Genomic DNA, 11358 nt, shown 5'->3' on the forward strand with positions numbered 1-11358 from the left:
GGGCGGGCGCCGTGGCCCGCCCCTAGGACTTTACTTCGTCACGACCCAGTAGGACGCCGCCGTGGTGGCGCCCCCGGAGATGAAGTTCTGGACGTTGTCCCGCATCGCGTGCTGTTCGATCTGCTGGAACATGATGCCGAAGGGCGAGACGGTCTGGTGCTCCTTCTGCAGCGCCAGGTACATCTCCTTGCGGGCGTCGGTGTCGTTCTCGGTGACGGCGGCGAGGGTTTCCTCGCTCATCTCCGGGATGCCCCAGGCGTTGCGCCATGCCAGCAGGCCGGTGGCGCCGGCCTCGTCCGAGTTCTCGGGGTTATAGGCGAAGGTGCCGGCGTTGGTGTTGGGGTCGGGATAGTCCGGGCCCCACGCGCCGAGGTAGATGTCGTGCTCGCGCGCGCGGTAGCGGTCGAGCGTCTGCGCGCCGGTGCCGACGATCAGCGACACGTCGCAGCCGAGCTGGCTCCAGGTGTTCTGCAGCGACTGGGCGATGTCGATGCGCTCCTGCGCGTCGCGCACCGAGATCTCGATGGCGCCGCAGTCGGGGAAGCCGGACTCGGCGAGCGCCGCCTTGGCCTTTTCGATGTCATACGAGAACGGCTTGTCCTCAAGCGCGCCGAGGAAGGTCAGCGGCAGGAAGGCCTGGTGTACGGTGTACTGGCCGTTGAGGAAGCTGCCCGACATGCCGGCGTAATCGGTCGCCCACTTGAGCGCCTCGACCACCTTGGGATCCGAGAGCATCTCGTTCTTCTGGTTGGCGGACCAGTACATCAGCCGGCCCTTGAGCTCGTCGACGACCTGCAGGCCGTCGGTCTCCTTCACCGCGGCGATGTCCTCGGGCGAGAGGTTGCGGGCGATGTCGATGTCGCCGCGCTCGAGCTGCAGGCGCTGGGTGGCGGATTCCTGGATGTGCTGGACGATCACCCGCTCCATCGCCGGCTTCTCGCCGCCGTAATTGGGGTTGAGGTCCATCAGGACCGACTCGTTGGGCTTCCAGTCCACCACCTTGTAGGGGCCGGAGCCGGCGGTGTTGGTGCGCAGCCACTCGGCGCCCATGTCGCCGTCGGTCTCGTGCTCCATCACCGTCGCCATGTCCACGATGCCGCCGATGGTGGAGGTCAGGCAGTTCAGCACGAAGGAGACCGCGTATTTCTGGTCGAGCTTGATGACCAGCGTCTTGTCGTCGGTGGCGACGATGGTCTCCTCGACGTTCTCGGGGGTGAAGCCGAACTGGGTGAGGATGAACGACGGCGTCTTGTCGAGGGTCACCGCGCGGCGCAGCGAGAACTCGGCGTCCTTGGCGGTCACCGGGTTGCCCGAGGCGAAGACGTGGCCGTCGGCCATGGTGAAGGTGATCTCGGTGCCGTCCTCGGAGATCTCCCAGCTTTCGGCGAGCTGCGGCTCGAAGCCCGCCTCAAGGTCGAGCGGATCGAAGTTGACCAGCTTCTCGTAGACGTTGCGCGACACGTCGGCGCCCGCGAACTCGAAGCTTTCCGCCGGGTCGAGGGTCTTGATGTCGTCGATCCGGTTGGCGATCCCCAGCATGTTGGGCGGCGTCTCGGCCATGGCGGGCAGGGCCACCGAGCCCAGCAGCACCGCCGTGAGCGCGGCGGCCTGGAAACTGCGTGAAGTTTTCATGGTTTGGTCTCCCTCTTGGTTATCCTGTCGGTTCTGCGGCCCGCTGTTACGGTGCCGTTCAGTCTTGTGTCGCTTGCCCTCAGTCGCGCCAGGTCCGGCGCAGCACGCGCAGCCAGTTCCCGTAGCAGAGCTTTTCCATCAGCGCGGAATCGATGCCGTGGGACGTCATCGCGGCGCGCAGGGCAGGCAGCCCGGCGCAGTCCCTGATGTCCTTCGGCACCAATGCCCCGTCGAAGTCGGAACCGAAGCCCACCCGGTCCTCCCCCAGGAATTTGATCAAATGGTCAATATGCCGGAGCATCAGGTCAAGGGAAAAGTCGCTGTCCATCTGGCCGTCGGGACGCAGGAAGGCAGAGGCAAAGTTGAGACCCACCATGCCGTCACTCTCGGCAATTATCCCGAGTTGCCGGTCGGTTAGGTTGCGCGAATGCGGCGTGACGGCCCAGGCGTTGGAATGCGTCGCGACCAGCGGCGCGTCCGAAGCGGACGCCACGTCATCGAAGCCCTGTTCATTCAGGTGACTCAGATCGAGCATGATTCCGAGCTTGTTGCACTCGGAGACGAGTCGTTTTCCGTGCTCGGTGAGCCCCGGACCGGTGTCGGGCGTCGAGGGGAATCGGAACGGAACGCCGTGGCCGAAGATGGTCGGGCGCGACCAGACCGGCCCCAGCGAGCGCAGTCCGCGGGCGTGCAGCTGGTGCAGGGTCTCGAACTCGGGGTCGATGCCCTCGGCACCCTCGATGTGCATGATCGCGGCCATCCTGGGGCCGTGGATCGCGGTCTCGAGCTCGGGGACGGTGCGGCAGATGGTGACCGCGCCCGCGGCCTCCAGCGCTTCGAGCGCCTCGGCGCCGCGCAGGGTGGTCTCGAGCCCTTCCTCGAAGGGGATCATCGGCGGCAGGGGCAGGTCGTACTCGGCCCGCGTCATCTCTTCCTGCCGCTCGGTGCGGTTCGAAGGCGAGGCCACGAAGATGGCGAAGAAGCCACCGCCGAAGCCGCCCTTGATGGCGCGGGGCAGGTCGATGTGGCCATCGGGAAGCCCCGCCGCCACTCCTTCTGCCGTGGCGGCCCCGCGCAGCAGGCGCAGGATCAGGTCATTGTGGCCATCGAAGATCGGCGGGGTCGTGGGGGCGGCGGTCATTCTGTGCGGTGCTCCGGTTTCCTGTACTGACAGGAGACTGGCACCGCGACTTGTTCGCCTGCAAGTGGGTTCAGCTCAGCAGGTAGGCGTAGGCCAGGACCCAGAGCGGAAGTGCGACCAGACAGACCAGCATGTAGGTGCCGTTCCAGCGCAACCCGACGTGGCGGGCGCTGACGTTGCCGAAGGAGCCGATCAGCAGCGTCGTGGCGGTGAAGGGCGAGCTGATGCCGCCGAGCGCCCAGCCCGCGCAGATCGCCGAGACCAGCACCGCGGGGCTCACGCCCAGCTCGGCCGGCGTCGGCAGCAGCGGGGCGATCAGCGTAACCGCAAGGATCGGGTTCATCGCGAACTGACCGCAGAGCGGGATGACCCAGATGAGCCCGGCCAGGACCAGCCAGTGCGGCAGGTCCTCGGGGTGGAAGCCGCTCGCCTTGACCAGCGGTGCCAGCAGCGGTGCGCCGACGGTGCCGATGTAGCCCGCCATCATCAGCAGCAGCACCTCGGAGCGGTAGCCCGGCATGTCGCGGAAGGTGTAGTCGCGCAGGCGCTCGCCCAGCGGTGTGCCGCCGTCACGGGCCTGCAGCCATGTCCAGACGAAGGCCATGATCGGCACGATCACCAGCACGAGGCCGATGACGCGGATGCCGGTGATGGCGCCGAGGATGACGACGCTGGTCGCGAGGATCGCCAGCAGGGCCAGCAGCGGCAGCATCAGGGCCCACGAGCCCTCGGGCTTGCCGCGCGGCGGCAGCGGGTGCGACAGCCGCGGCTTGAAGAGCGTGTCGAGCCCCCAGCCCAGCAGCGTCATGATGACGGCGGTGATGAAGCAGGGCAGCACGACACCGCCCCAGCTTGCGCCGGGGATCAGCGCGGTCGAGATGGCGACCGAGAAGGACAGCGGCGACCACGGCAGCGAGACGACGAAGCCGCGCTGGATCGCCAGCAGCATGCGGCGGCGGCGGTGATTGCGGATCTCCTCGTCCGGCTCCTCGTGGGCGGCGGCGGTGGCGAGCGAGCCCAGAAGCGCGATCGAGCCGTAGTTCAGCAGCAGCGCAAAGGCGGTCCCGCCCAGCGTCAGCGCGAGATAGCGCTTGCCCGGCGGCTGGCGCGACAGGAAAGAGCCGCCGGCACGGATCGCCTCGGACGGCTCGGCGGCGGCGCGCAGCGTGGCCAGCGCGGTGAAGAAGGCGGCGATGAAGGTTCCCGAGTGCATCGCGGCGGTGACGGTGCCGCGCCAGTCTCCGCCCTTCATGATCAGCGCCGCGGTCAGCGCCAGCGCCACGTAGACAAAGGCCTTGCGGCCGGGTTTGACCTGCAGGAACAGCGCCCCCACGAGGATCACCCAGAGCAGGTAGGCCAGCGGATCGAGCGCATCGGTGCGCCCCCATTCGCGGACTGCCACGAGCGCCGTCACGGATATCAGCAGGAGCCCGGTCAGGCGGTGAAGAAGGGGGGCGGTCATGGCCGGGCCGCGCTCCGGGGACTGTCGCATGGGGCGATCCGGGGCCTTTGCTGTGTCTGTCGCGTCCGGCACTTCGGGCCGGGGCCGGGCACGGGGCGCGCGGACGGGGCCAGATCGGTAAGGACTCGTGACCTTTTAGACCAGCATTCGCCCCCGGCGCAATCACCTGACGTCAGCTGTGGCGCGCGGGGCTGTCGTCAAAGCTTCATCCACCGGTGACCTTTCCGACATGGCCGCGACACGAAGCCGATACCTGCGGGCGCCTATACGTCTTCCCGGAACAGGACACGCAGGGGGATGCATGCTCGTCGTAGACCAGCTGACGAAGCGCTTTGGCGCCAATACGGCCGTGGACAACGCGAGCTTTACCGTCGACCGCCCGCTGATGATCGGCATCATCGGCCGCTCGGGCGCCGGCAAGTCGACCTTCCTGCGCATGATGAACCGGCTGACCGACGCCAGCGAGGGCGAGATCCGCTTCGAGAGCCGCAACGTGCTGGCGCTGAAGGGCGCCGACAAGCGGGCGTGGCAGTCGGACTGCGCGATGATCTTCCAGCAGTTCAACCTCGTGCCGCGCATGGACGTGGTTTCGAACGTGCTGCACGGCACACTGGCCAAGCGCCCGGTGCTGTCGACCATGTTCAACCTCTACCCGCGCGAGGACATCCACCGCGCCATCGACATCCTCGAGCGTCTGGGCATCGCCGCCCACGCCGCCAAGCGCGCCGAGGCGCTCTCGGGCGGCCAGCAGCAGCGCGTCGCCATCGCGCGCGCGCTCATGCAGGACCCCAAGGTGATCCTCGCCGACGAGCCCATCGCCTCGCTCGATCCGATGAACGCGCAGATCGTCATGGAGGCGCTGCGCCGCATCCATGACGAGGACGGCCGCATGGTCATCGCCAACCTGCACACGCTCGACACCGCGCGGCGCTACTGCGACCGGGTGATCGGGATGCGCGACGGGCGCATCGTCTTCGACGGCACGCCCGCGCAGCTCACCACCGGCGTCGCCCGCGACATCTACGGCGCGGGCTCGGATTTTTCCGAGGACGCCACCTCCACCGAAATCCGCGAGCCCGCGGCCGTGACCGAGATCCGGCACGCCGAGGTCGCGCTCTGATCCAGCTTCCATGGGGCCCAACAGGGACGGGCCCCTCAGTGTCAAAAAGGGGAAGAACCATGAAGAAACTCATTGCGGCCGCTCTGGCCACCACCGCCCTCTGCTCGGCCGCTTCCGCGCAGGAGATCACCGAATTCCGTCTCGGCATCCTCGGCGGCGAGAACGCTCAGGACCGTCTGGCCAGCAACCAGTGCTACGCCGACAAGATCGCCGAAGCGCTCGGCGTCGAGGTCAAGGTCTTCACTCCCGCTGACTACAACGGCGTGATGCAGGGCCTGCTCGGCGGCACCATCGACGCGGCGTGGATGGGCGCCTCGTCCTATGCTGGCACCTACATCGCCGACCCCGAAGCGGTCGAGCCGGTGCTGGTGAAGCAGAACGAGGACGGCTCGATCGGCTACTACTCGATCGGGTTCGCCCGCGCCGACAGCGGCATCACCTCGCTCGACGACCTGAAGGGCAAGAACTTCGGCTTCGGTGACCCGAACTCGACCTCGGGCTACCTGATCCCCTCGATCGAGATCGACGCCGCGGGTTACTCGATGGAGCCGGGCAGCTACTTCGGCGACGTCGTCTTCACCGGCGGCCACGAGCAGACCATCGTTGCCGTCAACAACGGTGACGTCGACGCCGGCGTGACCTGGGCCGACGGCCAGGGCGCATGGGAAGACGGCTACAACTCGGGCGCGCTGCGCAAGGCCAGCGATGCCGGCCTCGTCGACATGAACGACCTCGTGCGGATCTGGCAGTCCAAGATCATCCCCGAAGGCCCGTTCGTGCTGCGCAAGGCGCTGCCGCAGGACGTCAAGGACGCGGTCACCGAGCTGACCGCGAACCTCTGGGAAGAAGACCCCGACTGCGCCTACGGCGTGGCCGCAGGCGACGCCAAGGACTTCATCCCGGTGACCCACGCCGAGTACGAGTCGATCGTCGCTGCCCGCCAGTCGAAGATCAACTGATCGAGACCCGTGGCAAGGCCCCGTCCGCGTGACGGGGCCTTTTCGCGCCGCGTGACCGACGGCGGAGACCACGCCGCCGCACACGCCTCCGTCGCAGATGCGGGCCCGCCGCCCGCTGCCGCGTCCGCCATCGCCGCGCAAGCGGGGCCCCGGGGGGCCGCCGCGTGGCGCGCCTGCCGTGCCCGGATCCGAGCCTCCGACCCCGAGTGCTGCCCTGCTGGATGACTTGCCCATGACCCACACCGACGCCAGTTTCGACACCCGCGCTCATTACATGGCGCTGATGGCGCGCAAGCGCCTCTACGGCGGGCTGGTCCTGACCGTCTTCGTGGTGCTCATGGTCTCGGGCTTCATGCTCGCCGACGACCGCAACGCCGGCGGCTTCTGGAGCGGCCTTCCGCAGATCCTCGATTTCCCGGCCAGCGTGATCGACGACACGCTGCCCAAGCTCGACCGGCTGCCCGGCCACGTCGTGCGCTACTTCCCGGCGCTGCTCGAGACCGTGAACATCGCCGCCGTCTCGACCCTGATCGGTGCACTTCTTGCCATGGTGATCTCGCTGCTCTCGACCCGGGGGCTGGCGCGCTGGCCGCGGCTCATCCCGCTGTTCCGCCGGATCATGGACATCCTGCGCGCGGTGCCCGAGATCGTTATCGCGCTGGTGCTGATCTTCGTGCTGGGCGGCGGGCCGGTGCCCGCGATGATCGCCATCGCCTTCCATACCGTGGGTGCGCTCGGCAAGCTCTTCTCCGAGGTCAACGAGAACGCCGACCTCAAGCCTGTCGAGGGGCTGCAGTCGGTCGGCGCCACTTGGCTCCAGCGCATGTGGCTGGGCGTGGTGCCGCAGGTCTCGCCCAACTATTTCAGCTACGCGCTGCTGCGCTTCGAGATCAACATCCGCGCCTCGGCGATCCTCGGCTTCGTGGGCGCAGGCGGCATCGGATACGAGCTCAGGAACGCCATGGCCTGGGGGCAGGGGCGCTTCGACGAGGCGGCGGCGATCTTCCTGCTGCTGTTCGGCACCATCGTGATCTTCGACCAGCTCTCGAGCCACGTCCGCAACGCCATGATCGCGAAGAGGGGAACCCACTGATGGCCGACGCCGCTCTCTACGCCTCTGCCGACCGGCTGTTCCTGCGCAAGCGGCTGCTGGCCTTCGGCCTGCCCGCCGTGGTGCTGGCCTATCTCGCCTACGTATTCTTCGCCTTCGACATCGCGGGCCTCGCCGAGCGGGCGCGCATGGACAACGCCCGCACGCTGCTCGCCGATGTCTGGAGCTACAAGACCCACGTCACGCAGGACAACCGCACCGGCGAGGTGGTCGTCGCCATCGAGGGCGAGCGCAAGGGCACATACGCCCCGGGCACCGAGCCCGACTGGGTCGAGATGGATCCCGAGGGCACCGTGGTCGAACTTGGCGACGGCCATGCGGTGACCTTCCTGCCCGCGGGCGGCTTCCGCTACGACGTGCCCGGCTACGGGCCGGTCGAGGTCCGGGTCGAGGGTCGCGAGGTGGTCTCGAACCTGGAAGGCGAGCTGCCCGACTGGCTCTCGGCCTCGGGCACGAGGGTGCAGGTCGAGACCTCGCACGCGCGCATATCGGTGACCCGCAACCGCACCGAGCTCTTCCGCTACTTCCCCGGCTGGGAGCTGTTCTTCTTCACCCTCGGCAGCCCCTATCACGGCCACGGCGCGGGCGAGATCCTGTTCGGCGACCGCATCGACCCGACCCGGTCGAACCTTTCTGGCGCCTGGCACGATTTCTGGGGCAACGACATGTGGCGCCACGCGGATGTTGCATGGGCGCTGTTCGAGACCGTGCTGATGGCCTTCCTCGGCACCTTCGGCGCGGCGTTTGTGGCCTTGCCGCTGGCGTTCCTCTCGGCCCGGAACTTCGCGCCGCTGGTGGCCGTGCGCTTTGCCGTGCGCCGGGTCTTCGACTTCCTGCGCGGGGTCGACGGGCTGATCTGGACCATCGTGCTCAGCCGCGCCTTCGGGCCGGGGCCGCTCACCGGCGCGCTGGCGATCCTGCTGACCGACACCGGCACCTTCGGCAAGCTGTTCTCGGAGGCGCTGGAAAACGTCGACGGCAAGCAGATCGAGGGCGTCTCCTCGACCGGCGCCAAGCCGCTGCAGCGCTACCGTTTCGGCGTCCTGCCGCAGATTACGCCGGTGCTGATCTCGCAGCTCTTCTATTACCTTGAATCCAACACCCGATCCGCCACCATCATCGGCGCGATCACCGGGGGCGGCATCGGGCTTCTGCTGACGCAGGCGATGATCACGCAGAAGGACTGGGAAGAGGTGAGCTACTACATCATCCTGATCGTGCTGATGGTCATGGCGATGGACAGCCTGTCGGGCTGGCTGCGCCGCAAGCTGATCCGGGGGGCGTGATGGCGAAGCTCGGCGAGACGCCCTTCATCCACCCCGATTGCAAGATCGTCGAGTGCAGTTTCGGCCGCTACGTCGAGATCGGCGCGGGCTCGATCCTCGCCTTCTCCGAACTCGGCGACTACAGCTATTGCGACACTCAGGCGGACATTGCCAACACCACCGTCGGCAAGTTCGCCAACATCGCGAGCCACACCCGCATCGGGCCCACCGATCACCCGATGCAACAGGCCTCGCTGCACCACTTCCTCTACCGCTCGAACGACTACTGGGACGACGCCGAGCCCGATGCCGCGTTCTTCGCGCATCGCCGCGCGCGCCGGACATATGTGGGCCATGACACCTGGATCGGGCACGGTGCCATCGTGCGGCCCGAGGTCACCATCGGCCATGGCGCCGTGGTCGGGGCAGGGGCGGTGGTCACAAGGGACGTGGCGCCCTACACCATCGTGACCGGCGTGCCCGCCACACCGATGCGCCAGCGCTTCCCGGCGCAGGTGGCCGAGCGCCTGATGGCGCTGGGACCACGCCACGCTGCGCGCGCGGCTTGACGACTTCCGCACGCTGTCGGTCGAGGCGTTTCTCGAGAGGTACGAGTAGGGACTGGGGACGGGCTCCTTCGCAGAGGTGGCTGCCGGAGTGACGGTTCTCGGGGGCGGCGGCGCCGGTGCCGACGCTATGTGACGGCCGTCTGCACGGTCATGGCGAGCGCGGGGCGTCCGTGGCCGGTCTTCGACGCCGGGAAACGCCTTGTGACGATGCCGGAGTCGCCGCGGATGCACCTGTCACTCTGATGCAGGGGCCCCGCACCCGGCCAGCAGCCACTGAGGCCTCGGAGGGCAGAAGTCCCGCCGCGTCCCGATCCCGGACCACCCGCCCGGCCCGCCGCCGCCGACGGCAGAGCCCGGCCGCTCAGCCCCGCCGCAGCAGGTAGGTGTCCATGATCCAGCCGTGCCGCTCGCGGGCCTCGGCGCGCATCCTGGCGATCTCGTCCGAGACCTCGGCGAGCGGTCCCATGCACAGGATCTGGTTGCCGCTGCCGAGATAGGCACCCCACCAGATCGTCAGCCCCTCGGGGTCGAGCCCGCGGAAGCTGCACTCGCCGTCCAGCATCACCACCAGCGTCTCGGCGCCCTCGGGCCAGCCGCCGTCGCGCAGGCGGCGCCCGGTGGTGATCCGGACCTCGCCGTTGATGGTGTTGAGCGGGATGGCATGGGCCGCGGTCAGCGCCTGGATCGCGGTGATCCCCGGCACCACCCGCACCCGCGGCTTCGAGGGCAGGCGGGCGGCGATGCGCAGGGTGCTGTCGTAGAGCGACGGGTCGCCCCAGACCATCAGCGCCACCGGCCCGGGCGCGCCCACGGCGTCATGCGCCGCCTTCCAGCGCCGCGCGATCTCGTCGTGCCAGAGCGCCACCCGCTCGGCATAGGGCAGGGCGGGGTCGCGTTCGGGGTAATCGAAGGGCACCACGCGGGCGAGACTGCCCGAGGCCTCGAGGATGCGCCGCCGCAGCGCCGCAAGTGCGTCCTTTTCGTCGCCCTTATGTGGCATCAGCACCACCGCCGCCTCGCGCAGCGCCTGCACGCCCTCCAGCGTCAGGTGCGAGGGGCTGCCGGTTCCGATACCCACCAGCCACAGATCGCGGATCATGTCCGTCCTCCCGTCATGTCTCGGCGAGTGGACCGTAGAGGATCAGGGCAACCCTGTCCCGGGTTTCGCTCTTCAACTTTGAAGCGAGCCCGGCAACCGTGTCCCGGGTGATACGCTGGTCCGGTGTGCTGACCGCCTCGGCCAGAAGTGCGGGCGTCTCGGGCGGCAAACCGTGGGCGATCAGCCGCTCGGCGAGGGCGGGAAAGGTGCGCTTGCCCATGAACACCACGGTCGAGGCGTCGGGATCGGCGAGCGCCGCCATGTTGACGTCCTCGGGCAGGGCGCCGGTGACGTCGTGACCGGTGACGAACTGTACCCGTCGCGCGGTGAGCCTGCGGGTGAGCGGGATCCCCGCCGCCGCCGCCGCCGCGCAGGCCGAGGGCACGCCGGGCACGATCTCGTAGGGGATGCCGGCGGCCTTCAGCGCGACGAGCTCTTCCTCGAGACGGCCGAAGATGCCGCCGTCGCCGGATTTCAGCCGCACCACCTTCTGGCCGCTGCGGGCGTAGTCCACCAGCAGCCGGCTCACGTGGTCCTGCCTGGGCGAGGGCCGCCCGGCGCGCTTGCCGACGCCCACCAGGTCGGCCTCGGCGCGGGCAAGCTCGAGGATCGGCCCCGAGGACAGGTCGTCGAACAGGATCGCGTCGGCGTTGCGCAGCCGGTCGGCGGCCTTCAGGGTCAGAAGCTCGGGGTCGCCGGGGCCGGAGCCGACGAAGCTGACGAAGCCGGTCATGCGGCCTCCTCCTCTGCGATGAGGTGAAAGAACGTGCCGGTGACGTGACCCCGGTGCGAGCCGGTCTCGGGCACCGGGTTGCCATCGGCATCGGCGACCCTGGCGAGCGGCGCGTCGGGCTGTTCGAGGATGGTCGAGTAGTGGAACTCGTGGCCGCGCAGCGCCGTGCCGGGCGCGTGGCCGGGCAGCGCGGCATCCAGCACCGCGCGGCGATAGCCGAGGTGGAAGCGGCGCGTCTCGTAGGAGGTCACCAGCCCCAGCAGCCCG

At 68.6% G+C, this 11358-nt stretch carries 9 protein-coding genes and 2 pseudogenes; 5 read left to right on the plus strand and 6 right to left on the minus strand.

Features of this window, described 5'->3' with window-relative positions; genetic code table 11:
• Window positions 1–30: 30 nt before the first annotated feature.
• The 3 genes from HC022_RS11665 to HC022_RS11675 form a co-directional block, all read right to left on the minus strand.
• A complete protein-coding gene (locus tag HC022_RS11665; protein WP_167452534.1) occupies window positions 31–1632 on the minus strand; it encodes an ABC transporter substrate-binding protein in 1602 nt (533 codons plus the stop codon).
• 79 nt (window positions 1633–1711) lie between these two features.
• Window positions 1712–2773 (minus strand): dipeptidase, encoded by a 1062-nt coding sequence (locus HC022_RS11670; RefSeq protein ID WP_167452535.1) that lies wholly within the window; start codon window positions 2771–2773, stop codon window positions 1712–1714.
• A 70-nt stretch (window positions 2774–2843) separates the two neighbouring features.
• On the minus strand, window positions 2844–4235 hold the full coding sequence (locus HC022_RS11675; protein ID WP_167452536.1) for a hypothetical protein: 1392 nt from the start codon (window positions 4233–4235) through the stop codon (window positions 2844–2846).
• Window positions 4236–4536: 301 nt separating this feature from the next.
• On the opposite strand from HC022_RS11675, the gene phnC reads away from it, so the two are divergent.
• The 5 genes and pseudogenes from phnC to HC022_RS11700 all read left to right on the plus strand — a co-directional run bounded on the left by phnC (window position 4537) and on the right by HC022_RS11700 (window position 9308).
• Window positions 4537–5355 carry a phosphonate ABC transporter ATP-binding protein gene (gene phnC, locus HC022_RS11680; protein ID WP_167452537.1) on the plus strand — a complete coding sequence of 273 codons (819 nt, stop codon included), beginning with the start codon at window positions 4537–4539 and terminating at the stop codon, window positions 5353–5355.
• Between the two features lie 59 nt (window positions 5356–5414).
• Window positions 5415–6314: a phosphonate ABC transporter substrate-binding protein gene (gene phnD, locus HC022_RS11685; RefSeq protein WP_167452538.1), complete on the plus strand. Its 900-nt coding sequence runs from the start codon at window positions 5415–5417 to the stop codon at window positions 6312–6314.
• Window positions 6315–6546: 232 nt separating this feature from the next.
• The gene (phnE, locus tag HC022_RS11690) at window positions 6547–7407 is read left to right on the plus strand and encodes a phosphonate ABC transporter, permease protein PhnE (RefSeq protein ID WP_167452539.1); all 861 of its coding nucleotides are present in this window, start codon (window positions 6547–6549) and stop codon (window positions 7405–7407) included.
• Complete coding sequence (gene phnE, locus HC022_RS11695) at window positions 7407–8711, plus strand: phosphonate ABC transporter, permease protein PhnE (protein ID WP_167452540.1); 1305 nt, start codon at window positions 7407–7409, stop codon at window positions 8709–8711. The genes phnE (HC022_RS11690) and phnE (HC022_RS11695) overlap by 1 nt, the downstream gene beginning before the upstream one ends.
• Window positions 8711–9308 (plus strand): annotated as a pseudogene (locus HC022_RS11700) (chloramphenicol acetyltransferase). The gene phnE (HC022_RS11695) and the pseudogene HC022_RS11700 overlap by 1 nt, the downstream one beginning before the upstream one ends.
• Window positions 9309–9620: 312 nt before the next feature.
• Here the strand turns inward: HC022_RS11700 and cobF are convergent.
• The 3 genes and pseudogenes from cobF to HC022_RS11715 form a co-directional block, all read right to left on the minus strand.
• Window positions 9621–10358: a precorrin-6A synthase (deacetylating) gene (cobF, locus tag HC022_RS11705; protein WP_167452541.1), complete on the minus strand. Its 738-nt coding sequence runs from the start codon at window positions 10356–10358 to the stop codon at window positions 9621–9623.
• Between the two features lie 13 nt (window positions 10359–10371).
• Window positions 10372–11091: a uroporphyrinogen-III C-methyltransferase gene (gene cobA / locus HC022_RS11710; RefSeq protein WP_008885333.1), complete on the minus strand. Its 720-nt coding sequence runs from the start codon at window positions 11089–11091 to the stop codon at window positions 10372–10374.
• A pseudogene (locus tag HC022_RS11715) lies at window positions 11088–11358 on the minus strand (cobyrinic acid a,c-diamide synthase); the annotation flags it as partial. The pseudogene HC022_RS11715 and the gene cobA, both read right to left, overlap by 4 nt.

Source organism: Salipiger sp. HF18 (genome assembly GCF_011806505.1).
GTDB lineage: Bacteria > Pseudomonadota > Alphaproteobacteria > Rhodobacterales > Rhodobacteraceae > Salipiger > Salipiger thiooxidans.

Coding starts and splice junctions, on each gene's coding strand:
- HC022_RS11665 (WP_167452534.1), bottom strand. CDS start 1,632: ATGAAAACTTCACGCAGTTTCCAGGCCGCCGCGCTCACGGCGGTGCTG.
- HC022_RS11670 (WP_167452535.1), bottom strand. CDS start 2,773: ATGACCGCCGCCCCCACGACCCCGCCGATCTTCGATGGCCACAATGAC.
- HC022_RS11675 (WP_167452536.1), bottom strand. CDS start 4,235: ATGACCGCCCCCCTTCTTCACCGCCTGACCGGGCTCCTGCTGATATCC.
- phnC (WP_167452537.1), top strand. CDS start 4,537: ATGCTCGTCGTAGACCAGCTGACGAAGCGCTTTGGCGCCAATACGGCC.
- phnD (WP_167452538.1), top strand. CDS start 5,415: ATGAAGAAACTCATTGCGGCCGCTCTGGCCACCACCGCCCTCTGCTCG.
- phnE (WP_167452539.1), top strand. CDS start 6,547: ATGACCCACACCGACGCCAGTTTCGACACCCGCGCTCATTACATGGCG.
- phnE (WP_167452540.1), top strand. CDS start 7,407: ATGGCCGACGCCGCTCTCTACGCCTCTGCCGACCGGCTGTTCCTGCGC.
- cobF (WP_167452541.1), bottom strand. CDS start 10,358: ATGATCCGCGATCTGTGGCTGGTGGGTATCGGAACCGGCAGCCCCTCG.
- cobA (WP_008885333.1), bottom strand. CDS start 11,091: ATGACCGGCTTCGTCAGCTTCGTCGGCTCCGGCCCCGGCGACCCCGAG.